Raw genomic sequence first — 23,246 nt, 5'->3', positions numbered from 1 at the left:
GGCTCGCGTCTAGCTGCCGGGGTCCGTCGCTCCGGCCGGCACGGCGACCAGCTCGAAGCGGATCGTCACGGCCCTGTCCAGATACTGCCCGGTCGGATCGTTGGCGACGCCGAGATCGAAGGCGGTCCGGTCGACCGTCGCGCTCCCGACCACATGCGCCGTGCCGTCGCCGTCCTGTTCGAAGCGGAAGGGGACCGTCACCGGCAGGCTCTTTTCCTTGATCGTCAGCGTGCCGCCGGCTTCATAGCCGGTCTCCAATGCGCGGAAATCGCTGAGTTGCAGCGTCACGGTCGGGTGCGTCTCGCTGGCAAAACCGTCCGTGCTCTGCACCTGCGGCGCGACGAAGCTGTTGTCGACATCGATCGACGCCGCATCGATGGTGATGCTGGCCTCGGCCAGATCCAGCGCCTCCGGGGAAAAGCGTACATCCGCCTGCCACGCGCCGATGGTGCCGGTCAGCGTCTTGCCCGAAAACTGCGTCTCGAAGCCGAGCCGGCTCTGCGCCGGATCGACGATCCAGTCGCCGCCGGCAGGGCCCGCGTCGGGTGCCGCCGTCGCGCGGTCGGCGCGCGTCGCCCCTGCCTCGAGGAGAGCGTCGGACTGGCCGGCCACAAGCCCGCCGCCCAGCGCGGACAGCACCACCGCCAGCGCGATCGGGATTGCGATCAGCCGGGTCTGCGGTCGCGCCATGCCGTGATGCGGCAGCATGCGCGAGAAGGACGGAACCGCATCGACCAGCGAATGCTTCAGCGCGCCGGCCACATGCAGGACGAGAAGCCCGAGAAACGACAGCGCCAGCCATTTATGGGCAAAGCCGAAAACATCCTCGAGCGCAGCGGCGTCCATGCCGGGGACCAGCGCGGCCACCGGCAGATGCGGCCATTCGAGACTGTCGATGAGGAAGAGATAGGTCGGGATGCCGGCGGCTGCGGCCGAGACCAGCAGCCAGCCCGACAGCGGCACGATGAGCATCAGGGCGTAGAAGGCCAGATGGACCAGGCCGGAGGCTGCCCGCTCGGCGCGCGTGGTGGTCGGCGCCAGCGCCGGCGGCGGATTCACCAGCCGCCAGGCGATCCGCGCCAGCGTCAGGCAGAGCACCAGGATGCCGATGGTCTTGTGCCACTGGAACAGCGCGAACCGCAGCGCGTCCGGCATGGCGTCGAGATGCACCATGGCGAGGCCGACGGCGAGCTGGAACAGGATCGCCAGGGCGATCGTCCAGTGCAGCAGGATCGCGCCGCTGGTGTAGCGCGTATAGGCCGCGGACCAGCCGGCTGTCGGGGACACGCTCATCAGACGCTCCGTGGCGGGAATGGGGAAGGATCAAAACGACCGCGAACGGCCGCACGCCGGACCTGCTTGCCGACGGCGTTGGACGTTGGGGATGGTGCAGTCGCGGGCGGCGGGACGCGAGAGCGCCCCGCCTTCAGGCGATCAGGACTGGGGAACGAATTCCGCCTCGATCTCCAGCAGCACCTCGGCGGCGACCGGCCCGGCCAGCGCCTCGATGCCGTATTCGGTGCGGTCGACGGTCATCGCACCGGAAAAGCCGACGGCCGGCTTCTGCGACATCGGATGCGGGTTGAGGGCGGTGTTGAAGGTGACGTCCAGCGTCTCTTCATGGGTCTGGCCGTTCAGCGTCAGGTCGCCGGTCACCGTGCCGGTGTTGTCGCCGGTCAGCTCGATCGACTTGGACACGAAGGTGATCTCGGGGAACTTCGCCGCGTTCAGGAACATGTCGCTGGCGATCTCGGCGTCGAAATCCTTGTCGTCGGCCGGATAGTTCGTATCCACCGAAGCCGGATCGATCGTCGCGGTCAGGCTCGACTGCGCCGGATCCTCGGAATTCAGCTCCAGCGTGGCCGAAATCGTCGAGAACCGGCCGATATAGGTCGACAGGCCGAAATGCTTCACCTTCCAAAGAACATTGGTGTGCAGCGGATCGGCGACATAGGTTCCGGCGGGCACGTCGATGCTCTGCGCATGAACGGAGCCGGCAAGGCACAGTGCGGCGACGGTGGTCAGCAAGAAACGCATGAAAACTCCTCTGGGACAGAAAGCCTCTGGGGCTGCCGGTACACTACGGATTTTCTGCACTGCAAAAAGACGCCACCGCCGAGACAGACTGTTCAGGGGCATTCCCCGGCGCAGCCGCGATCCGGGATCGTAGCGACGGGTCGCCCGGCGTCGCCCATGACCCCGCTTGGCGCTTGACCTCTTCGCGCCTGCGTCGGACTTTCAATCCCATGAACACGATTCGATCCGTCTGCGTCTATTGCGGCTCCTCCGCCGGCCGCGATCCCCGATATCTCGAGAGCGGCCGACGCCTTGGCGAGGCGATCGGCGCCGCCGGCATGCGCCTCGTCTATGGCGGCGGCACGCGCGGCATCATGGGCGCGGTCGCCGAGGGCGTGATCGCCAAAGGCGGCGCCGTGACCGGCATCATCCCGCGCTTCCTCATCGACATGGAGGCGACCGAGAGCGAGCTGACCAGGCTGGACGAGTTGATCGTCACCGAGGACATGCACGCCCGCAAGCACCAGATGTTCGAACGCTCCGACGCCTTCGTGGCCCTGCCCGGCGGCATCGGCACGCTGGAGGAACTGATCGAGATCCTCACCTGGAGCCAGCTCGGCCGCCATGCCAAGCCGGTCATCGTCGCCAATGTCGGCGGCTTCTGGGACCCGCTGTCCCGGCTGATGGACCATATGAGCGCCGAAGGCTTTCTCCACACGGCCCATCAGGTGCGCCCGATGGTGATCGACGACGTCGATTCCATCGTGCCGGAACTGGTCACGGCCCTCGCCGGCGACGACGCGCATCGCCGCGGCCGGGCGGAGATCGTCGAGAAGCTCTGACGCCGCCGCACCCGCGGCCTCGCAGCCTTCCAGCCCCGTCGCACGACCATGCGCCCGCCCCCGGACTGCCGGCGGCGGGCGCCTTTGCTTGCGTCGCGGCGCCCGCGTCCTACATCGAAGGCATGGCGGCGCCCGGCCGCACCCCATTCCTCCCCGTCAAACGACCCGAGAAGACAAGGACACGCCGCATGGCCGAGAAGCGCTCGACCCCGAAGATCGAGGTCCGTACCGCCGAGAAGAGCGACGTCACCGACATCATCGCCCTCTCCTCCAAGGTCTTCAAGGACGACGCGCCCTATACGCGCGGCATGATCCTCGGCCAGCTCTCGGCCTTTCCCGAGGGCCAGTTCGTCGTGGTCTACGAGGGCGAGATCGTCGGCTATGCCGCGACCATGATCCTCGCCGAGGAAAAGGCGCTCGGCCAGCACAGCTGGGGCGAGGTCACCGGCGGCGGATATGCCGCCATGCACGACCGCAAGGGTGAGTGGCTCTACGGCACCGAGGTCTGCGTCGACCCGGACCGCCGGCGCCTGCGCATCGGCAAGCGGCTCTACGACGCCCGCCGGCGCCTGTGCCAGGATCTCGACCTCAAGGGCATCGCCTTCGGCGGCCGCATGCCGGGCTACCAGCGCCATGCCAAGAAGTTCGTCACCCCGGAAGCCTATCTGGAGGCGGTGAAGGCCAATGACGTCAAGGACCCCATCGTCTCGTTCCACCTGAATGCCGGCTTCGAGCCGCAGGGCCTCCTGAAGAACTACTATCCCGGTGACAAGGCGTCCGGCGGCTACGGCGTCCTGATGCTGTGGCGCAATCCCTATTACGATCCGGCCCGCGAGGAGCAGCCGGTCAACCGCGGCAATCCCGACATGGTGCGCATCGTCACCGTGCAGATGAAGGCGCGCAAGATCGCCCAGCCGCAGGATTTCTACGACGCGGTCGAATATTTCGTCGAGGTGGCGTCGGAATATGGCGGCGACTTCGTCGTCTTCCCCGAACTCTTCACCCTGATGCTGCTCTCCTGCGAGCCGGAGGAGCTGAAGCCCGACGCGGCGATCCAGCGGCTGACCGAGCACACGCCGGACTTCGTCGAGCGGTTGAGCGAGATGTCGATCCGCCGCAACATCAACATCATCGGCGGCAGCCACGCCACCAAGACCGACGACGGCGACATCCAGAATGTCGGCTATGTGTTCCTGCGCGACGGCTCGGTGCACGAGCGCGAGAAGACCCATCCGACGCCCAACGAGCGCCAGTACTGGCAGATCAAGGGTGGCGACCCCACCGACACGATCGAGACCGACTGCGGCCCGATCGGCATCATGATCTGCTACGATTCCGAGTTCCCGGAAGTGGCGCGCCGCCTCACCGACCAGGGCGCCCGGATCCTGTTCGTGCCGTTCAACACCGACACCCGCCACGGCTATCTGCGGGTGCGCTATTGCTGCCAGGCCCGGGCGATCGAGAACCAGTGCTATGTCGTGACGTCCGGCATGACCGGCAATCTGTCCAACGTCGACAATCTCGACATCGAATACGCCCAGTCGGCGATCTTCACCCCTTGCGACTTCCCCTTCGCCCGCGACGGCATCGCCGCCGAGGCGTCGGAGAATGTCGAGATGGTCACCGTCGCCGATCTCAATCTGGCGACGCTCAACTGGGCCCGCTACGAGGGCTCGGTGCGCAATCTGCGCGACCGCCGGCTCGACCTCTACAAGGTGCGCTGGTCGGACGGCGGCTGAGCCGTCCGGCTCAGGCCGTCTGCGGGGTGAGTGCGGCGGCCCGCCGCCGCGCCCGCCCGTTGCGGAACAGCGCCACGGTGTAGAGCACCACCGCGCTCCAGATCAGGCAGAAGGCGACCAGCTGCCAGTTCGAGAAGGGCTCGCCGAAGACGAAGACGGCAGTCAGGAACAGGAGCGTCGGCACCATGTATTGCAGGATGCCGATGGTCGAGTAATGCAGGAGCCGCGCGCCGGCGGCGAACAGCATCAGCGGGATCGCCGTCAGCGGCCCGGCGAAGATTAGCATGCCGGCCACGTAGCCGCCGGTCATCACGTGGTTGTCGCCCGGCAGGAAGGCCAGGAGCAGCACGCTCGGCACGGCCAAAAGCGCCACCTCCAGGAAGAAGCCCTCGGTCGAGCCGACCGGCACCATCTTGCGCAGCAGCCCGTAGGTGCCGAAGGAGAAGGCCAGGACGAGCGAGATCCACGGCAAGCCGCCCGCCTTGATCGTCAGGATCACCACCGCGATGCCGGCCAAAGCAATGGCCGTCGCCTGCAGGCGGTTCGGCCGCTCGCCCAGGATCACCGCGCCCAGAAGCACATTGACCAGCGGGTTGATGTAATAGCCGAGCGCCGCGTCCAGCGCCTGGCCGGAGGCGATGGCGTAGACATAGGTGCCCCAGTTGAACGAGATCAGCGAGGCCGTCAGCGCCGCCAGCGCCAGGGTCCGCCACTGGGTGAAATACCGCCAGACGCCGCCCAGCAATTCCTGCCACCACAGGACGAGCACCGCGAAGGGGATCGCCCAGATCACCCGATGCGCCACGATCTCCAGCGGCGAGACGTGGCTCAGGAGCTTCATGTAGATCGGGAGAACCAGACCCCAGATCGCGTAAGCGCCAAAGGCATAGAAGAAGCCCTTGTTCGCGCTGCCGGCGGCTTGCATGGATGTGCTCGATAATAAGGGTGAGTGACGGCTTCCTGTAACAGAGCCGCCCCCGTCCCGACACCCGCTTTCTGGTGATCGGACCGATCGCGAATGATGATCGACATGGGCCCGGCGGGATCAGCCCTGCCGGCCGAAGCGGTCCGTTGCCCGGATCAGCCGGTCGAGAATCCCCGGCTCGTTGAAGGCGTGCCCCGCCCCCTCGACCAGGTGCAGATCCGCGTCCGGCCAGGCCTTGTGGAGTTCCCAGGCGATGCGGGCCGGACACGGCATGTCGTAGCGCCCGTGGATGATCTCGCCGGGAATGCCCTTCAGACGATGCGCGTCGCGCAGCAGCTGCCCCTCCTCCAGCCAGCCGGCATGAACGAAGAAGTGATTTTCGATCCGCGCGAAGGCGATGGCGAAATGCGGGTCGGAGAAGTCCGCCGTCAGCGCCGCCGAGGGCATGAGCGTGATGGTCTCGCCCTCCCACAGGCTCCACGCCTGTGCCGCCGCAAGCTGCTCGGCCGGATCGTCGCCGACGAGGCGCCGGCGATAGGCCATCATCATGTCGCCCTGCTCGGCAGGCGGGATCGGCGCCAGGAATCGCTCCCATTTGTCCGGGAACATCTCCGAGACGCCGAACTGGTAGTACCAGGACAGCTCCGCCTTCGTCAGCGTGTAGATGCCGCGCAGCACCAGCGCGTCGACCCGTTCCGGATGGGTCTCGGCATAGGCGAGCGCCAGGGTCGAGCCCCAGGAGCCGCCGAAGACCAGCCAGGTCTCGGCCCCGACCATGGCGCGCAGCCGCTCGATGTCGGCGACCAGATGCCAGGTGGTGTTGGCCTCGAGCTCGGCATGGGGCGTCGAGCGACCGCAACCGCGCTGGTCGAAGAGGAGAACGTCGTAGACCACCGGATCGAACAGGCAGCGATGCGCTGGCGAACAGCCGCCGCCCGGCCCGCCATGCAGGAACACCGCCGGCCGGCCGCCCGGCGTGCCGCAGCGCTCCCAGTAGACCCGGTGTCCGTCGCCGACATCCAGCATGCCATGGGCGTAAGGCGCGATGTCCGGATAGAGGCCCTTGAGGCCGGTCGCATCATTCATGGCCGTTCCTCTTCTTCGGCATCCGGGCGATCGGCATGCTGATACGACACGATCTCTGCCAAAAACGGATTGGCGGCGATATCGGCGGCGGTCGAACGCACGGGCAGGTCGCTGAGCCGGTCGGTGTAGGGCAATTGTGCCTCGACGCCGAACTGGATCGTCGGCGCGATGGCCGCCGGATCGTCGAAGGCGCCGATGGCCAGCGCCATGCCGTCCGGCGCCTCGTAGGCCAACGGCGTCCCGCAGTTTTCACAGAACCCGCGCACCACATGGTTCGACGAACGGAACCGCGCCGGCTCGCGTTTCGTCCACACGCAGCCGCCCTCCGGCACCGACACCAGCGGCGCGTAGAAATTGCCGAACGCCTTCTGGCACATGCGGCAATGGCAGATCGACGCCTGCCCCAGTGTCCCGGTGATGCGAAACCGCACCGCGCCGCACTGACATCCGCCCGAATGACCCATCCGCCCGATCCTCATCGCCCGTCCGGCGCCCGAACGCGCCGCCACGAGGATAGACCCGCGCCCGCACGTCTCCAACAGGCAGACCCCAAGTGTGACCCGCCTCGAATTGCAACCCATGGGAGAAAACAGGGTTGCCCTCTTAGGTTGCATATGCAATATTACGTAACGTAATAATTGCAGCGCAAGGGAGGTGGAACGGCATGTCCGACATATCGACCCTCCTCGACACGCTCGGCCCCTGCGACCCGACCCTGCGCATCGGCGTGGTGGACGGCACGCCCGACCTCGCCATCCCCGCCCTCGCCGATGCGCGGCTCGACCTGGAGCCCACGATGCGCATTGCCGAGGCGCACGGGCCGGACGCCCATGGCACCGAGATCTGCAGCGTGCTGTTCGACCGCGAGGGCGGCCTGGCCCGCGGCTGCAGCGGTCTCATCCTGCCGGTGTTCTTCCCCGATCCGCGCCCCGCCTACATGGCGCCCCGCGCCACCCAGACCGACATCGCGCGCGGGATCTACATGGCGGTCGAGCGCGGTGTGGCGATCGTCAACATCAGCGCCGGCCAGCTGTCCTCGACGCCCGAGGCGTCCCGCCATCTGGAGGATGCGCTGGATCTGTGCGAGCGCAAGGGCATCCTCGTCGTGGCCGCCACCGGCAATGACGGCTGCGCCTGCCTACATGTCCCGGCCGCCGTCGCCAGCGTTCTGGCGGTCGGCGCGATGGATGCGGCGGGCCGGCCGCTGCAAAGCTCCAATTTCGGCGCGAGCTACGGCGCCAACGGCATCCTGGCGCCCGGCGCGGGCCTGACCGTCTCCAGCCTGCGCGGCGAACGCGTCCAGCGCAGCGGCTCGAGCTTCGCCACCGCGGTGGTCACCGGGGTCGCCGCACGGCTGCTGTCGGCCGCCCGACGCGCCGAGAGGTCCCTCGGCCCGCTTGACATCCGCCGGATCCTCATCGAGACCGCCCGCCCCTGCGACCCGCAGGCCGATGGCGAGTGTGCGCGGGTTCTCGCCGGACGGCTCGACGTTCGGGGAGCGATCGAACGCCTTCGTCAGACACTGGAGCCGGAGCTGGAGGGGGCGGTTTTCCTCCCGCGATCCGGGAACGACCAAGCTGGGAGAGAGCCAATGATCAGGGAAACCCTATCCGTCAGCCCGTCCGCGGCGACCATGTCCCCGCCCGGACGATCCGGCATCGCCGGCGCCGTCCTTCAGTCCGATTGCGGCTGTGGCCGCGGCGGCAAGAAGCAGGCGGCGCAGCAGGAACTGGCCGCCGGCGCGATGGACGACGCGGACGAGTTCGACGAGGACATGCTCGCCGCCGGCGACGATGGCGGGGATGACGACGACGGCGACGATGATGTGGAGGTCGCGGGCGCCATGCAGTCGGCCCGGCCGGTGCGGCGGCGGCGCGGCGCGCTGGTAGAGGCCCGCGAGGTCCGGCAGTCGAGCGTGACCCAGCAGGGCTGCGGTTGCGGCGGCGCGGCCAAGGAGCCGCAGAAGGTCTATGCCATCGGCTCGGTCTGGTTCGATTTCGGCAACGAGCCGCGATACGACGCCATCGTCCAGCGCATGGGCGATCCCGTCGCCGCCAACACGCCGGCGGCGCTGATCGACATGCTGAAGAGCGATCTGTCCTTCGCCACCGGCATCACCTTCATCCTGATGCAGGAACAGATCCCGATCTACGCCATCACACCGGCCGGCCCCTTCGCCCAGGAGGTCTATGCCGACCTGCTCGACGCCATGCAGACCAGCCTCGACAACACCGGCGATTTGCAGCGCGTCGCGATCCCGGGCTTCGTCCACGGTTCGACGCGGCTGATGAACGGCCAGATCCTGCCGGTGATCTATCCCGACCCGCGCGGCATGAGCAAATGGAAGCCGATGGAGCTGGTCAACGCCGCCAAGGCCGCGATCGGCGAGGAGAGCGTCAGCGACGACGCGATCTTCAACTTCCTCGTGCGCACCTATGACGAATTGCGCAATCTGGGCATCAGCCCCGAGGACCGGGCGATCAACTTCGCCGCCACCAATGCCTATCAGGGCGCCAGCGTCTTTGCCGACGGCATGAATCGCGGGCTCGAGCTCTACAGCATCACCGTCGCGCGCAGCCCGATCTGCCGGCCGGATTCCGATTGCTGGGATGTGCAGGTGACGATGTTCGACGCCGAGAACGAGCGGCGCGCCGCCCGCGTCTACCGCTTCACGGTGGATGTCAGCGAGGTCCTGCCCGTCACCGTCGGCGCCGGCCGCAACTGGAGCGTCCCGCTCAGCGCGTTGACGTGACCCGAGCCCATCCGCCGGGCCTGCCTGCGCGCGCCCGGCGGTTCCCGGCGTCGGCGCATGATGTGCCGGCGCCAGACCTGCGAACCTGAAGGAGAACCAACATGAGACGACCGATCCAGGCTCCGCCCGTCCAGCGCCATGGCAGCGGCCTGGCACAACTCTCGGGCACGGTCAGCCAGTCCGGCTGCTGCGTGCGGGTGGCCGGAATCTGCCTCGCCAGCTCTCCGATCTGCTGAACGGGCCGGATCATCCGAGCCCGCATCGGAAGACCGTTCGGCCTTAAAGACCCGCCGGTCGGTCCCAACGGGATGGGCGTCGCGCGACAGGCGCGCCGGCCATCCGGACATGCCAACGACCCACAGCCAGTCACCAACAGGGAGAAGTCATCATGAGATCCCCCATGCAATCGGCTCCGGTCATGCGCGGAGCGACTTTCGTCACGGATTCGGGCGGCGTCGGCCAGTCCTTCAGCTGGCGATGCCTGCTGAAGTGTGGCGTCAAGCTCGCCCGCTGCGCCCCCCAGTGCATTCCGAACCCGCTGAGTTCCGGCTGCATCAGCTGTCTCGGCTCGTCCTACAACACCTGCAAGAATTGCTTCTGACGACACCGGCGATCGCCGGCCCATCCGACCGGGCCGGCGGTCGCCCCGCAACGCACGATCCGCGTTGCACAAATGGACCCCACGGTCCGAGACTCGCCGCGTGCTACGCCTCTTGCGAGCGCGCCCCCGCATGATCCCCTTCGACAGGGAGGCTCAGACGATGGACATGCCCCGTCAGGCGAAGCCCCAGCCTCGCAATTTCATGCAGGAACTCGTCGGCCGGCAATGGGCGCCGACGGCCGAGGACCGCAGCGTGCCCGAAGCGCTGCGCCTGGAGGAGACCACCAGGCCGAAGCGCCGTCGCAAGAAGGCGGACGGCGCGTGCCTGCGCCAGCTCATGACCTTTTCGGTCGGCTGAGGCCCACCGCCCCCGCCGGCAGGGTCACAATTCCCTTGCGAAGCGCTCCGTCGCTTTCAGGAGTTCGTTCAGGATGCCCGGCTCGGCGAAAGCGTGGCCGGCGCCCTCGACCATGCGATAATCCGCCCGCACCCAGGCCTGGGCCAGCTGCCAGGAGGTGATCGCCGGCGTCACGACGTCGTAGCGCCCCTGCACGATGACCCCCGGAATGTCGGCGAGCCGGCCGGCGTCGCGGATCAGCTGCCCCTCCTCCAGCCACAGATCATGGTAGAAATAGTGGTTCTCCAGCCGGGCGAAGGCGATCGTCGCGTCCGAGACGGGACCGCCGGACGCCGGCTCGCCGCCCGGGGCGGTCCGCAGCATGACCGTCGCCGATTCCCAGCCGGTCCAGGCCCGCGCCGCCTCGGCCCGCACCGCCCGGTCCGGGTCGGTCAGGCGCATGCGATACGCCGCGATGATGTCGTCCTGCTCATTCGCCGGGATCGGCCCCAGGAGGTTTTCCCAGCGGTCGGGAAACAGCCGGTTGGCACCGCCGTCATAGAACCAGTCGAGCTCGGCCCGCCGGCCCGAGAAGATGCCGCGCAGGATCAGCCCCGAAACGCGCTCCGGATAGGTCTCGGCATAGGTGAGCGCCAGCGTCGCCCCCCAGGAGCCGCCGAACATCAGCCAGCGCTCGACGCCGATCAACTCGCGCAGCCGCTCCAGATCGGCGACCAGATGCCATGTTGTGTTGCCCTCCAGCTCGCCGAGCGGGGTCGAGCGCCCGCAACCGCGCTGGTCGAACAGCAGGATCCGGTAGCGCTCCGGATCGAACAGCCGCCGGTGCTGGGGCGACGCACCGCTCCCGGGCCCGCCATGCAGGAACACCACCGGGATGCCGCGCGGATTGCCGCACAATTCGTAATACAGCTCGTGCCCGTCGCCGACGGCAAGGCGTCCGGTCTCATAGGGCTCGATGGCGGGATAGGGCTTGCGCGTTGGTTCACTCATTCCCTGCCTTGTAGGGCAGACAACGCCGCTTGGCATCGGGGCACACCGATGAATTCTCGACGAGCGACGGGGAAGTGCCGAGTGCCGAGCCGACTGCGACATCCCGCTGCCGCAACGTCACGCCTAGCGGCTCCGCGACGCCCAACCGCCACCGCCAGATCGCCAACCTCCCAGCTGCGTCATCCTCGGGCTCCGACCCGAGGCCCCATGCCAAACCGTTCCCACCGCCGCCACGGCAACGGGCTCCCCTCCCCGATCGCCGCGACGGGGCGATGCCGAGGAATGGGTCCTCGGGTCAAGCCCGAGGATGACGCCGTGGGTGGGGTGTGTGTTGTGGATGGATGGCAAGCGTTGATGGGGTATGCGCAGTGGGTGACTGGCAGCGTGATGGCGGCCCTTGAATGGTTGATCGACACAGACGCCCGCACTGAACTCCCACCAGCTCAGCCCCCGCCCTCGCCACAAAGGGCGCCGCCCTCCCAGCCGCGTCATCCTCGGGCTCCGACCCGAGGCCCCATGCCAAGCCGTTCCCACCGCCGCCACGGCAACGGGCGCCCCTCCCCGTCCGCCGCATCGTGCGCGATGCCGAGGCATGGGTCCTCGGGTCAAGCCCGAGGATGACGCCGTGGGCGGTAGGAGCGCCGTGGATGAATGCAGGCGTTGGTTGGGTATGCGCAGAGGGTAACTGGCAGGCGTGATGGTAGCGCTTGAATGGGTGACCGGCGCAGTCGCCAGCACGGCACTCCCACCAGCTCAGCGGCCGCGCCCTCACCACAAAGCGCGCCAACCTCCAAGCTGCGTCATCCTCGGGCTCCGACCCGAGGACCCATGCCAAACCGTTCCCACCGCCGCCACGGCAACGGGCGCCTCTCCCCGACCGCCGCGACGTGGCGTTGCCGAGGAATGGGTCCTCGGGTCAAGCCCGAGGATGACGGCGTGGGCGGAAGGAGCGTTGCGGACGGCTGGAAGGCGTTGATGGGGTATGCGCAGAGGGAAACTGGCGGGCGTTGAGGTGGCCCTTGGATGGTTGACCAGGGCAGACGCCCGCACAGCACACCCCCGCGGTTCAGCACCCCCCGCCCTCGCCACAAAGGGCGCCGACCTCCCAGCCGCGTCATCCTCGGGCTCTGACCCGAGGACCCATGCCAAACCGCTCCCACCGCCGCCACGGCAGCGGGCGCCCCTCCCCGATCGCCGCGACGTGGGGATGCCGAGGCATGGGTCCTCGGGTCAAGCCCGAAGATGACGCCGTGGGTGGGATGAACGGCGTGGAGGGATGGCAGGTGTGATGGTGACCAGTGAATGGATAGCCGGTGCAGTTGCCAGCACGTGGGTCCCAGCACCGCAGGCGCCCACCGCCGCCCCACTGCCGCCGCTAGCGCTTCATCTCCCAGGTGGTGATGCGTTCGCCGGTGTCGGGGTCCTTGCCGTCCTTGAGCTGGATGCCCTCGGCGAGCAGGTCGTCGCGGATGCGGTCGGCCTCGGCGAAGTTCTTCGCCCGCAGGAGATCGAGGCGCTCGGCGATCCGGGCGGCGATGGCGTCCGTCGGCACCGGCGCGGCCAGGTCCGACGTCGCGGCGAGATAGCCGGATACGTCGATCCCGATCAGGTCGAGGCAGGCGCGCAGCGCGGCCGGGTCGGCCTTGCGCAGCGCGTGCAGTTCGGCGATGGCGGCGGCACTCGCCAGATCATCGGACAGGGCGGCGAGGAAGCGCTCGCTCGGCGCGGAGGGCGCGACCTCGGCCACGGCCCGCGCCCAGCCGGCCAGCGCCTCCTCGGCCTCCTCCAGACGCTTCACCGAGAAGTCGATCGGCTCGCGATACTGGGTCATCAGCATGGCCAGCCGCAGCACGGCGCCCGGCCAGGACCGCCGGCCGAACCGCTTCGTGTGCAGGAGGTCGTGGATGGTGACGAAATTGCCGTCCGACTTCGACATCTTGCGGCCCTCCAGCTGGAGGTAGCCATTGTGCATCCAGAGCTGCGCCATCGCCGCGGTGCCGTGGGCGCAGCGGGACTGGGCGATCTCGTTCTCGTGATGCGGAAAGATCAGGTCGAGCCCGCCGCCATGGATGTCGAAGGTCTGGCCGAGATAGGCCTCGCTCATTGCCGAGCATTCGATATGCCAGCCGGGACGGCCCTTCGGCATGCCGGTGCGGCCTGCGGCCTCCCAGGCCTCGCGGCCCCAGGGCGCCTCCCAGCCCGGCTCGCCCCGCGACGACAGTTTCCACAGGACGAAGTCCCCCGGATTGCGCTTGTGGCCTTCGACCGCGATGCGCGCGCCGGCCCGCTGCTCGTCCAGCCTGCGGTTCGACAGCTGGCCGTAATCGGCCATCGAGGTGACGTCGAACAGCACTTCGCCGCCCGCCTCGTAGGCATGGCCCTTCTCGATCAGCGTGGCGATCATCGACACCATGTCGTGGCCGTCGCTGCGCCCGGTGACGAAATCGGTCGCCCGCGGCTCGTGATCGGGCGGAAGGCAGCCGAGCGCCGCGACGTCGGCGTGGAACTGGTCGGCCGTCGCCTGCGTGACCTTCGCGATCGCCGCATTCAGCGGCAGGTCCGGATAGTCCCGCGCCGCCCGTCGGTTGATCTTGTCGTCGACGTCCGTGATGTTGCGCACATAGGTGACGTGATCGGCGCCGTAGAGATGGCGCAGCAGCCGGTAGAGCACGTCGAAAACAATCACCGGCCGGGCATTGCCGATATGGGCGTAGTCGTAGACGGTCGGCCCGCACACATACATGCGCACATGCCGGTCGGCCTCGGCCTTCCCCGGATCCTGCCAGTCGAGCGGCCGGAACTCCTCCTTGGCGCGCTTCATGGTGTTCCAGAGCGTCAGCCCCCGAAAGCCGTCGTCCATCACTCGTCCCCGGTCGTCTGCATGGTTGCGGAGGCTCTCGCTAACGCCATTCGGCCCGGCTGACAAATCGCGGCGGAGACCCGCGCCGACGGACCCCACGATTCATGACATTCGGACATGCGGCTTGATCGAAAACGGACGGCGCAATTTCCATTCGCAAAGCGTACCAAACTGGAAATATTCCAATCGCCTGGAACCCTTTCACTGTATCGCGATTGCCACTGCATGCCCCAAACGAAGGTGGCGCACCGAGGTTGTGATTTCGGTTTAGAATTTGCCGCTAATCTGGCGCAATCGGGGTCATTGGTTGCGGTCCCATCCAGCCGACGAGACATGGCAATGAGCAGCAGCAACAGTATCGAATTTCGTTCCAAGAGCGAGCGTGAGCGCGACATCCATCTGGAGCGCAATTACCGCGAGATCGGCAACCGCGCGATTGCCGCGGCGAGCCAGTCCTGCTGCAAGCAGAAGCGCGTCGAGACGCGCCGGGACAGCCACGCCGGCGCCGACCTGACCGCCGCCCACTAAGGCGACGGTCGCGGATCTCAGAAATCCGCGCTCATCAGCAGCGTGATGGACAGAAGCGCCATCACGGCGGCGATCGAAACGTCCAGGATCCGCCATGCGGCGGGTCTGACGAAGACGGGCGCAAGCAGCCGCGCACCGTAGCCCAGCGCCACGAACCACACCGCCGAGGCGATCATCGCCCCGCCGGCATAGGCCGTGCGCTCGCTCGCCTCGCCATAGCGGGCCGACAGGCTGCCCAGCAGCACCACCGTGTCCAGATAGACATGCGGGTTGAGGAAGGTCAGCCCGAGCACCACGCCGATCGCGGCCCGCCGGCTCATCAGCCGTGCGCCACGGACCGCCATCGCGTCCGGATGGAACGCCCGCCGCAGCGCCAGCACCGCATAGACGGCGAGGAAGGCCGCGCCGCCCAGCGTCACCAGCCGGACGATCTCCGGTGCACCGGTGATCAGCGTGCCGAGCCCGGCGACGCCGGCGGCGATCAGCGCCGCATCCGCCAGCGTACAGACCAGCACCACCGCCAGCACGTGGTTGCGGGCCAGCCCGCGCTCGAGCACGAAGGCGTTCTGCGCCCCGATCGCCACGATCAGGCCGAGACCCAGCGCAAAGCCCCGCGCCCCGGCCGCAAGCAGTTCCATTCAGCTATCCGTCACCGATCGAGAGCAGGAGAGCCGCCTCAATGGGCGGCGATGAACGCGGTCAGGATCTCGCGCGCGGCGAGCAGATCGCGCTTGTCGATCATCTCGGCCACCGTGTGGATGTAGCGCGTGCCGACGGCGATGCCGACCGCCCGCGCTCCCGAGGCCGCCTGCTGGACGGCGGCGCCGTCCTGTCCGCCGCGGGCGAGGATGGTCCGCTGGAAGGCGATGTCCTTGGAGCGGGCCAGCGCCTCGATCTCGCGCACGAGGTCGATGTCGGCAATGAAGGACCCATCCTTCAGATGCAGGCCGAAGCCCTTGCCCTGCACCGTGGTGCGGTCCTTTTCCGGCACGCCCGGCGTGTCGCAGGCGAGCGTCGTGTCGACGCCGATGCCGATGTCCGGCTGCACGCCGAAGGCCGCCGTCTTGGCGCCGCGCAGGCCGACTTCCTCCTGGGCGGTGAAGGCGACCGTCAGTTCGCAATCATGGGTCTCGCCCGCCTCGACCAGCTTGCGCACGGCCTCCAGGCCGAGCCAGCAGGCGATGCGGTTGTCCAGCGCCTTGGAGACGATCTTCTCGCCCATCTCCTCGAAAGGCTCGTTCATCACCACGAAGTCGCCGACCTGCACCATGTCCTTCGTCGCCGCGCCATGGCCGATATCGACGAAGAACTCGTTCGGCTCCGGCATCTTCTTGCGCTCTTCGGCCGACTGGATGTGGATCGGCTTGCCCTCGGCGTTCATCACGCCCTTGAAGTCGCCGTCGTCGGTGCAGACGAGGACGCGGCGCGAGAACAGATTGCGCGGATCGAAGCCGCCGACCGGATCGATGTGGATGAAGCCCTTGTCGGTGATGTGGCTGACGAGGAAGCCGATCTCGTCCATGTGGCAGAGCAGCATGACCTTCTTCGGCTTGTCGCCCTTGCCCTTGCGGGTGCAGATCAGCGAGCCGAGCGTATCGACGCGGATCTCGTCGAACAGGCCCTCCGCCTCTTTGGTGATCAGGTCGCGCACGCGGTGTTCGCGGCCGGGCACGCCGGGGGTTTCGCACAGACGCTTCAGAAGATCGGTGTTCACGGGGCTATCGTCCTGTTGGAAATGTCAGAAGAGCGAGGGCTGGATCGGGCCATCGGCCGCGCCGTCGTCCGGCTCGGACGCGGTCTCCACCGGCAACTGGATATCGGGGCCGGTATTGGCAACCTTGTTGACCTTGTCCGACACCCGCACCGGCTCGAAGAAATCGTCGTTCGCCGCGGTGAGTATGTCGCCGACCGACGCGGGATCGTGGGTGCGGCAGTCCAGCCAGCGGTCGTGATCCTGTGGCAGGACAACCACCGGCATCCGGTCGTGGATCGGCGCGATGCCGGGATTGGCGGCCGTCGTCAGGATGGCGGCGGTGTCGATCTCGCTGCCGTCCGGCGCCAGATAGGTCTCCATCAGCCCGGCAAAGGCGAAGGGCCGGCCGTCCGCCGGACGCAGGAAATACGGCTCGGACTTCGCCTTGCCCTGCCGGCGCCATTCGTAGAAGCCGGTCGCCGGCACGAGGCAGCGCCGGTAGCGCATGGCGCCGCGAAAGGCGTTCTTCTCGCTCGCGGTCTCGGCCCGGGCGTTGATCAGCAGCGGAAACGCCTTCAGATCCTTGACCCAGGACGGGATCAGGCCCCATCGCACGATCAGCGCCGTGCGGTTCGGCAGATTCGCACCGGGCCGCTCGGGCTGGCCGCCGATGGCGATCAGGATCGGCTGGGTCGGCGCGATGTTGTAGCGTGGCGGAAACGGATCGAGCTCCGCCAGCGCCAGCAGCGCGGCGACGTCGTCCGGGGGTGCCGTGAGAGTGAAACGTCCGCACATGCCGGCTGTTGAGCCGCAGCGCCCGCGTCCTGTCAAGCGGGTCGCGGCCGATCCGGCAAGCGGAGTGAAGAGGACCTTGCCCATGCCAGAGACCAGCCCCCGTCCGCTTCTCGGCGTCTCCTGCGGCCTCGTCGCCGAGGACCGCCTGCTTCTCGTCGAACGCGGCCGACCGCCCTTTGCCGGCAAGCTGAGCCTGCCCGGCGGCAAGCTGCGCTTCGGCGAAGCGGTCGCGGCCGCCGCGCGGCGCGAACTGGCCGAGGAGACCGGTGCGGTGGCGGACAATCTCGCCTTCGTCACGCTGCACGAGGCGATCGATCCGGATTTCCACGCGGTGATCGCGGTCTTCGGCGGACGGCTGATGGCCGGCAGCGAACTGGCGGCGGCCGACGATGCGGCGGCGCTGCACTGGCTGGCCCTCGCCGACATCGAGGCCGCCGAGGCTGCGGGCCGCACGACGCCCGGTCTTTACGATGTCGCACGGAAGGTCCTCGCCACCTGCGCGGAAAACTGACACACCGGGGGCAACGAACGGCGTGCGATTCCTGTTGCCCGAAAGGCGCAGGCGCGGGAGATAAGCGGCCGGGCATCGGACCGATCGTTGCAATTGTCTTAACGAAGGACGAAACATCGGCCATGCGTCGAATGATGATAGCCGCGACGGCCGCACTGGTGGTCTCTTTCGCCGGTTCCGTGGCGGGCGATCACCGGGCGCTGGCCCAGGAGAGCGCCCCGGCGGAGACCGTGCCGGAAGCTGCAGCGCCGCGGGGCGAGGCAGCATTCCTGAAGCCGCTCGGACGGCTGGCGTCGATCCTCGGCTCCATCCACTTCCTGCGGACCCTGTGCGGCGACACCGACGCGGCGATCTGGCGCCAGAAGATGGAAGAGCTGCTGGCCGAGCAGGCGCCGGGAGAGGCCGACCGCCGCTATCTGATCGGCAGCTTCAACAGCGGCTACCGGGCGTTCGAATCGACCTATCGCGAATGCACCCCCGCCGCACGGGTCGCGGTGAACCGCTATCAGGGCGAAGGGGTCACTCTGGCACGCGAAATCAGTGCCAGATACGGGAATTAACCGATGATTAACGGTTCGGAAAAACGGCGAGACTGTTCGCGCCCGGATCGTGCTAGGACCTTAACGGGACGTGAAGCCGCATGGCTGGAATTGAGGGAATCGGAATGATCGATTTGCAGAGCGCCGAACTGGACGAAATGATCCAGGCCGAAAAGAAGCAAGTCGCATTCGAGTATCACAACGAAGCCTGGGCCGACGGCATTTCCGACGGCATCGAGGCCGAGATCCTCGCCGAGACTGCCATTGCCACCGCCCTCACCGAGCTGGTGCGCCGCCATGGCGAGGACGACGTCCTCGAAATGGTCGAGACCCTGCGCCAGCGCATCGAATATGGTGAATTCCGTCCCGACCGGATCATCCAGTAGCCTCTGCCCTCCCCGCGGTCCGGATATTTTACCGCACCCCATCGTCCAACGCAGCGGAGGTCCGTCGTGCCGACGCGCCTGACCCTTGCCCTCAGCACTGCTCTCTTCGCGCTGGCGACCCTCGTCGCCGGCGACGCGCTGGCGTTGTCGCAGATCGACCCCGTCGAGGGCCGCTCCGGCTCACGTGAAGGCATCATCGCGGTGCCGCTACCGCCGCTGACGGATGCGCCGGCCAGCGAGACGGAGTCCGGCCGGCCGCAGGGACCGGGCGAAGGCACCGATGCCGGCGAAGTGCCGCTGTCGCCGGAAGACGAGGTCGAGCCGGGCGACACACGTCCGGCGCCCGCCGAAGGGCCCGAACGCCGGCGTGAACCGAGGCCCGCCGGCGAGGCGCCGGCCGATGCCACCGATCGTCCCGGCCCCGGCACCCCGCGTCAGGACGGGGCGCGGGCAAGGCCGGACGGCGCAACCACCAATTACCAGACCGAACGGGCGCCGAGCGCGGCTCTCGCCTCGGAAGTCGCCTATGGCGATGCCGGGCTGCCGCGCCCGGTCCGCGACCTGCGGGCCCGGCTGATGGCCGTGGCCAGAAGCGGCGAGATCGAGAAGCTGGCGCCCTATATCGAACGCGGCGACCACGGCACGGTCCTGTCCTTCGGCCAGGGCGGCGAGGACCCGATCGCCTTCCTGAAATCGGCCTCCGGCGACGGCGAAGGGATCGAGATCCTCGCCATCCTCCTGGAAGTGTTGCAGTCGGGCTATGCCCGGATGGAGCCGGACACCGACAACGAGATCTATGTCTGGCCCTATTTCACCCAGCAGCCGATGGATTCGCTGACCAAGCCGCAACTGGTCGAGCTGTTCGAACTGGTGACCGCCGGCGACTACCGGAACATGCGCGAATTCGGCGCCTATAATTTCTACCGGGTCGGCATCTCGCCCGAGGGCCGGCTGGAATTCTTCGTCGCCGGCGACTGAGCCTTTAGCGTCTCCGGCCGGTCAGCCGGCTTTCGCCGCCATCAGCCGTTCAAGCTGCGCTGCCGTCTCCTGCGCCCCCATCGCCTTGGCCGCGCCCAGCGCGTCGACGCCGTCCGCGGCGCGAGCCTCGAGATCGGCGCCGCGCTCCAGGAAATAATCGACCATCTCGGTGCGGTTGAACATCGCCGCCATCATCAGCGGCGTGCGCCCGTCCGGCCCGCTGCCGTTGATGGCGGCGCCATGGTCGAGAAGCAGCCGCGCAATCTCCGCCTCGCCCTTGAAGGCGGCGCCGGCCAGCGGTGTCTGGCCGCGATCGTTGACCAGCGACGGATCGGCGCCGCGTTTCAGCAGCAGTTCCGTCAGTTCGACATGGCCGTGATAGCTCGCCAGCATCAGCAGGCTGTCGCCCTTCTCGTTGCGCAGATTGGGCGGCAGGCCCTTGTCGAGGAAGTCGGCCATGGCGACGGCGTCGCCGCCGCGCGCCGCCTGGAAGACCATGGCGGCCAGCGCCAGCGTCTCCTCGTCGAATTGTGGGGCGGGGCCGTTCGCCTCGTCCTGCATGGCCGTCTCCTTGATCCGTGGCGTCTGCACCGTGCGGACTTAGGAAGTCGCTGACGGATGCCAAGCCATGGGACGACAGACGGCCCCCGGCCGCCTCAGCCCTGGCCGCCTCAGCCCCGGCCGCCGAGCGGCGCCAGGGTCTCGACGAACTCCACCGGCTCGCCGGTCGACGGCGCGACAAGCTCGCCCTCCCACATGGCCCGACGGCCGCGCACCAGCGTGCCCACCGGCCAGCCGGTGACCGCCTTGCCGTCATAGGGCGTCCATTGCGAGCGCGAGCCGATCCAGTCGTCGGTGATGGTGGCGTCGCGCTTCAGGTCGACGACGGTGAAGTCGGCATCGTAGCCGAGCGCGATGCGCCCCTTGCGCGACAGGCCGAAGATCCGCTGCGGGCCGGCCGAAGTCAGGTCGACGAAGCGGGCAAGCGACAGGCGGCCATTGGCGACATGGTCGAGCATGATCGGCACAAGGGTCTGCACGCCGGTCATGCCGGAGGGCGATTTCGGATAGATTGCGAGCTTCTCTTCCAGCGTGTGCGGCGCATGGTCGGAGCCGAGAACGTCGACGACGCCGGCCGCGATGCCGTGCCAGATGCCGTCGCGGTGGCGTGCGTCGCGCACCGGCGGGTTCATTTGCAGCTTGGTGCCGAGCCGGCTGTAATCCTCGGCACTCATGGTCAGATGATGCGGCGTCGCCTCGCAGGTAACGTTGCGCTTGTGCCCGGCGAGATAGACGATCTCCTCGGCCGTAGAGATGTGCAGCACGTGGATGCGCGCGCCCACCTGCTCGGCAATGCCGACCAGCCGCTCGGTGCATTGCAGCGCCGCCACCTCGTCGCGCCAGACCGGATGCGACGCCGGATCGCCCTCGACCCGCAGGTCGGCGCGGTCGCGCAGCCGGAACTCGTCCTCGGAATGGAAGGCGGCGCGGCGGCGGGTGCGGCGCAGGATCTCGCGCACGCCGTCATCGTCCTCGACCAGCAGCGAGCCGGTCGACGAGCCCATGAACACCTTGATGCCGGCCGCGCCCGGCAGCCGTTCCAGCTCGGCGACGTCGGCGGCGTTCTCGCGGGTACCCCCGACCCAGAAGGCGAAGTCGCAATGCATCCGGTGGCGGCCGCGCGCCACCTTGTCGGCGAGCGCTTCCTCGCTGGTGGTCAGCGGATTGGTGTTCGGCATCTCGAAGACGCAGGTGACGCCGCCCAGCACCGCGGCGCGCGATCCGGTCTCCAGGTCTTCCTTGTGGGTGGCGCCCGGCTCGCGGAAATGCACCTGGCTGTCGATGACGCCGGGCAGGATGTGCAGCCCGGTGCAGTCGATCACCTCGCCGGCCAATGCCGCGTCCAGCGTGCCGATCGCGGCGATGCGCCCGTCGACGATACCGACGTCGCGCTCACCGGCGCCGTCCTGGTTGACGACGATGCCGCCCTTGAGAACCGTGTCGAAGGTCGCGGCGTTGCTGGCACTCGTTCCCATGGCGTCGTTCCGTGCTTGTCCCTCTGGAGTGCCCGGCTTACGTAAACAGGCAGGATCACACAAGCGAGCCGTCCATGCCCTATGCCCGCCTGCCGGAGCGCAGCCTCCTTGCCGTCACCGGGGAGGCCGCCCATCATTTTCTGCAGAACCTCGTCACCGCCGACCTCGACAGTCTGGCCGAAGGCGAGATGCGCCCCTGCGCGCTGCTGACGCCGCAGGGCAAGATCCTGTTCGAATTCCTCATCGGCAAACAGGCCGACGGGCTGCGCATCGATGTGGCGACAAGCGCCGCCGCCGATCTGAAGAAGCGCCTGACCCTCTACCGCCTGCGCACCAAGATCGGCATCGAATCGCCCGACCTGCCGGTCCATGCGGTGTGGGAAGAGCCCGACCTCACCGCCGCCGAACTTCATGCCGATCGCCGTTTCCCCGAGGGCGAGATGGCGCGGCTCTACGGCACTCCGCCGGAAGGGCTCGCCGAGGCCTCCGCCGACGATTACCGCCTGCGCCGCATCCGCGCCGGCATCGCCGAGGCGGAGACCGACTATCCCGGCTCCGACGTCTTCCCGCATGACGTGCTGTTCGACCAGAATGGCGGCGTGTCCTTCCGCAAGGGCTGCTTCGTCGGCCAGGAGGTCGTCTCGCGCATGCAGCACCGCGGCACCGCGCGGCGGCGGCTGATGCTGCTGGCCGGCGAACGGCATTTGACGCCCGGCTCCAACATCGAGGCCGGCGGAAAGACCATCGGCACCGTCCTGTCGGCCGACGGCACCGAGGGCTTCGGCTTCCTGCGGATCGACCGGCTGGCCGGCGCCCTGTCGCGCGGCGACGAATTGTCGGCCGACGGCGTGCCGGTGACGGCGACGATCCCGCCCTGGGCCGGTTTCGCCCTGCCCGAACCCGCCGGCGCCGATGGCGAGACCGCCGGAAGCGAGGCATGAGCCGCACCGACGCGAAACCGCAGCGCGTCTGGCAGCGCATGCTGTCGGGCCGCCGGCTCGACCTGCTCGATCCCTCCCCGCTCGACATCGAGATCGAGGACGTCGCCCATGGCCTGGCGCGTGTCGCCCGCTGGAACGGCCAGACCCGCGGCGATCACGCCTTTTCCGTCGCCCAGCATTCGCTGATCGTCGAGGCGATCGTCGCGCGCCGCGAGCCCGATCCGCGCTGGCGCCTTGCCGCGCTGCTGCATGACGGCCCGGAATATGTGATCGGCGACATGATCTCGCCCTTCAAGAGCGTCATGGGCGGCGACTACAAGCTGGTGGAAAAACGCCTGCAGGCGGCGCTGCATCTGCGCTTCTCCCTGCCGGCGACGCTGCCCGCCGCCGTCGAGAAGGCGATCAAGGCCGCCGACCGGCTGTCGGCCTATCACGAGGCGACGCTGCTTGCCGGCTTCGACGAGCGCGAGGCGGCGCAGTTCTTCGGCAAGCCCGGCGCGGCGCTGCTCGATGCCGCGGATTTTGCCCCCGTCCCGACCGCGGCGACGGAAGCCGCCTTCCTCAGGCGCTTCGCCGAACTCGACGCCGCGCTGGCCGGCGCGGCCGGCTCCAGCGACCGGGCCCCGGCCAAAGCGTCGCGGCAGGGGTGACATCGGCGCATCCCGGCGCG

24 protein-coding genes are annotated in these 23,246 nt (G+C 68.2%); 12 read left to right on the top strand and 12 right to left on the bottom strand.

Annotated elements, in window-relative coordinates:
* Nucleotides 1–9 precede the first annotated feature (9 nt).
* On the bottom strand, nt 10–1,293 hold the full coding sequence (locus tag J3367_RS03700) for a cytochrome b/b6 domain-containing protein (RefSeq protein ID WP_024348648.1): 1,284 nt from the start codon (nt 1,291–1,293) through the stop codon (nt 10–12).
* A 141-nt stretch (nt 1,294–1,434) separates the two neighbouring features.
* The gene (locus J3367_RS03695) at nt 1,435–2,037 is read right to left on the bottom strand and encodes a YceI family protein (protein ID WP_024348649.1); all 603 of its coding nucleotides are present in this window, start codon (nt 2,035–2,037) and stop codon (nt 1,435–1,437) included.
* Between the two features lie 209 nt (nt 2,038–2,246).
* On the opposite strand from J3367_RS03695, the gene J3367_RS03690 reads away from it, so the two are divergent.
* Nucleotides 2,247–2,858, top strand: a complete 612-nt coding sequence (locus tag J3367_RS03690) for a TIGR00730 family Rossman fold protein (protein WP_024348650.1) — start codon at nt 2,247–2,249, stop codon at nt 2,856–2,858.
* Nucleotides 2,859–3,046: 188 nt separating this feature from the next.
* Nucleotides 3,047–4,597, top strand: coding sequence for a GNAT family N-acetyltransferase (locus J3367_RS03685; protein ID WP_024348651.1), 1,551 nt, complete (start codon nt 3,047–3,049; stop codon nt 4,595–4,597).
* Nucleotides 4,598–4,607: 10 nt separating this feature from the next.
* Here the strand turns inward: J3367_RS03685 and rarD are convergent, their stop codons facing one another.
* The 3 genes from rarD to J3367_RS03670 form a co-directional block, all read right to left on the bottom strand.
* Nucleotides 4,608–5,522 (bottom strand): EamA family transporter RarD, encoded by a 915-nt coding sequence (gene rarD, locus J3367_RS03680; RefSeq protein WP_024348652.1) that lies wholly within the window; start codon nt 5,520–5,522, stop codon nt 4,608–4,610.
* A gap of 120 nt (nt 5,523–5,642) precedes the next feature.
* Nucleotides 5,643–6,608 carry a prolyl aminopeptidase gene (pip, locus tag J3367_RS03675; RefSeq protein ID WP_024348653.1) on the bottom strand — a complete coding sequence of 322 codons (966 nt, stop codon included), beginning with the start codon at nt 6,606–6,608 and terminating at the stop codon, nt 5,643–5,645.
* Nucleotides 6,605–7,087: a GFA family protein gene (locus tag J3367_RS03670; protein ID WP_421460330.1), complete on the bottom strand. Its 483-nt coding sequence runs from the start codon at nt 7,085–7,087 to the stop codon at nt 6,605–6,607. Before J3367_RS03670 ends, pip (J3367_RS03675) begins: the two co-directional genes overlap by 4 nt.
* A 185-nt stretch (nt 7,088–7,272) precedes the next feature.
* On the opposite strand from J3367_RS03670, the gene J3367_RS03665 reads away from it, so the two are divergent.
* The 3 genes from J3367_RS03665 (at nt 7,273) to J3367_RS03655 (ending at nt 10,319) form a co-directional block, all read left to right on the top strand.
* A complete protein-coding gene (locus J3367_RS03665; RefSeq protein WP_024348655.1) occupies nt 7,273–9,360 on the top strand; it encodes a PatA/PatG family cyanobactin maturation protease in 2,088 nt (695 codons plus the stop codon).
* Between the two features lie 101 nt (nt 9,361–9,461).
* Nucleotides 9,462–9,596: a hypothetical protein gene (locus J3367_RS03660; protein ID WP_280137480.1), complete on the top strand. Its 135-nt coding sequence runs from the start codon at nt 9,462–9,464 to the stop codon at nt 9,594–9,596.
* 495 nt (nt 9,597–10,091) lie between these two features.
* Nucleotides 10,092–10,319 (top strand): hypothetical protein, encoded by a 228-nt coding sequence (locus J3367_RS03655; protein ID WP_024348657.1) that lies wholly within the window; start codon nt 10,092–10,094, stop codon nt 10,317–10,319.
* Nucleotides 10,320–10,343: 24 nt separating this feature from the next.
* Here the strand turns inward: J3367_RS03655 and pip (J3367_RS03650) are convergent, their stop codons facing one another.
* Together pip (J3367_RS03650) and cysS are read right to left on the bottom strand one after the other, a co-directional pair.
* Entirely contained in the window at nt 10,344–11,309 is a 966-nt protein-coding gene (gene pip, locus J3367_RS03650) for a prolyl aminopeptidase (RefSeq protein ID WP_024348658.1), read from the bottom strand.
* A gap of 1,375 nt (nt 11,310–12,684) precedes the next feature.
* Nucleotides 12,685–14,169, bottom strand: a complete 1,485-nt coding sequence (gene cysS / locus J3367_RS03645) for a cysteine--tRNA ligase (RefSeq protein WP_024348659.1) — start codon at nt 14,167–14,169, stop codon at nt 12,685–12,687.
* Between the two features lie 339 nt (nt 14,170–14,508).
* Here cysS and J3367_RS03640 point away from each other — a divergent pair, with 339 nt between their 5' ends.
* Entirely contained in the window at nt 14,509–14,697 is a 189-nt protein-coding gene (locus J3367_RS03640; RefSeq protein WP_024348660.1) for a hypothetical protein, read from the top strand.
* Between the two features lie 17 nt (nt 14,698–14,714).
* Here the strand turns inward: J3367_RS03640 and J3367_RS03635 are convergent, their stop codons facing one another.
* Genes J3367_RS03635 through J3367_RS03625 form a run of 3 tightly spaced genes read right to left on the bottom strand, consistent with a single transcriptional unit; the run spans nt 14,715 to nt 17,185 of the window.
* The gene (locus tag J3367_RS03635; protein ID WP_024348661.1) at nt 14,715–15,329 is read right to left on the bottom strand and encodes a LysE family transporter; all 615 of its coding nucleotides are present in this window, start codon (nt 15,327–15,329) and stop codon (nt 14,715–14,717) included.
* Nucleotides 15,330–15,373: 44 nt separating this feature from the next.
* Nucleotides 15,374–16,411, bottom strand: coding sequence for a M42 family metallopeptidase (locus J3367_RS03630; protein ID WP_024348662.1), 1,038 nt, complete (start codon nt 16,409–16,411; stop codon nt 15,374–15,376).
* A gap of 24 nt (nt 16,412–16,435) precedes the next feature.
* A complete protein-coding gene (locus tag J3367_RS03625; protein WP_024348663.1) occupies nt 16,436–17,185 on the bottom strand; it encodes an SOS response-associated peptidase in 750 nt (249 codons plus the stop codon).
* 82 nt (nt 17,186–17,267) lie between these two features.
* Here J3367_RS03625 and J3367_RS03620 point away from each other — a divergent pair, with 82 nt between their 5' ends.
* The 4 genes from J3367_RS03620 (at nt 17,268) to J3367_RS03605 (ending at nt 19,599) form a co-directional block, all read left to right on the top strand.
* Nucleotides 17,268–17,696, top strand: a complete 429-nt coding sequence (locus J3367_RS03620; RefSeq protein WP_024348664.1) for an NUDIX domain-containing protein — start codon at nt 17,268–17,270, stop codon at nt 17,694–17,696.
* A 122-nt stretch (nt 17,697–17,818) separates the two neighbouring features.
* On the top strand, nt 17,819–18,256 hold the full coding sequence (locus J3367_RS03615; RefSeq protein WP_081651767.1) for a TIGR02301 family protein: 438 nt from the start codon (nt 17,819–17,821) through the stop codon (nt 18,254–18,256).
* Nucleotides 18,257–18,360: 104 nt separating this feature from the next.
* A complete protein-coding gene (locus tag J3367_RS03610; RefSeq protein ID WP_035694394.1) occupies nt 18,361–18,621 on the top strand; it encodes a hypothetical protein in 261 nt (86 codons plus the stop codon).
* Nucleotides 18,622–18,687: 66 nt separating this feature from the next.
* Complete coding sequence (locus J3367_RS03605) at nt 18,688–19,599, top strand: hypothetical protein (RefSeq protein ID WP_024348667.1); 912 nt, start codon at nt 18,688–18,690, stop codon at nt 19,597–19,599.
* Nucleotides 19,600–19,620: 21 nt separating this feature from the next.
* Here J3367_RS03605 and J3367_RS03600 read toward each other — a convergent pair whose 3' ends face one another.
* Both J3367_RS03600 and J3367_RS03595 read right to left on the bottom strand, forming a co-directional pair.
* The gene (locus J3367_RS03600) at nt 19,621–20,160 is read right to left on the bottom strand and encodes an ankyrin repeat domain-containing protein (RefSeq protein WP_024348668.1); all 540 of its coding nucleotides are present in this window, start codon (nt 20,158–20,160) and stop codon (nt 19,621–19,623) included.
* A 110-nt stretch (nt 20,161–20,270) separates the two neighbouring features.
* Entirely contained in the window at nt 20,271–21,635 is a 1,365-nt protein-coding gene (locus tag J3367_RS03595) for a dihydroorotase (RefSeq protein ID WP_029702497.1), read from the bottom strand.
* 74 nt (nt 21,636–21,709) lie between these two features.
* On the opposite strand from J3367_RS03595, the gene J3367_RS03590 reads away from it, so the two are divergent.
* Both J3367_RS03590 and J3367_RS03585 read left to right on the top strand, forming a co-directional pair.
* Nucleotides 21,710–22,576 carry a YgfZ/GcvT domain-containing protein gene (locus tag J3367_RS03590; protein ID WP_024348670.1) on the top strand — a complete coding sequence of 289 codons (867 nt, stop codon included), beginning with the start codon at nt 21,710–21,712 and terminating at the stop codon, nt 22,574–22,576.
* Nucleotides 22,573–23,226 (top strand): YfbR-like 5'-deoxynucleotidase, encoded by a 654-nt coding sequence (locus J3367_RS03585; RefSeq protein WP_024348671.1) that lies wholly within the window; start codon nt 22,573–22,575, stop codon nt 23,224–23,226. Before J3367_RS03590 ends, J3367_RS03585 begins: the two co-directional genes overlap by 4 nt.
* Nucleotides 23,227–23,246: the final 20 nt, after the last annotated feature.

This window comes from Aurantimonas sp. NFXS3, from assembly GCF_049132005.1.
GTDB lineage: Bacteria > Pseudomonadota > Alphaproteobacteria > Rhizobiales > Rhizobiaceae > Aurantimonas > Aurantimonas coralicida.
The sequence above is the reverse complement of the archived record's forward strand: the minus strand, read 5'-3'. Positions and strand labels throughout refer to the sequence as shown.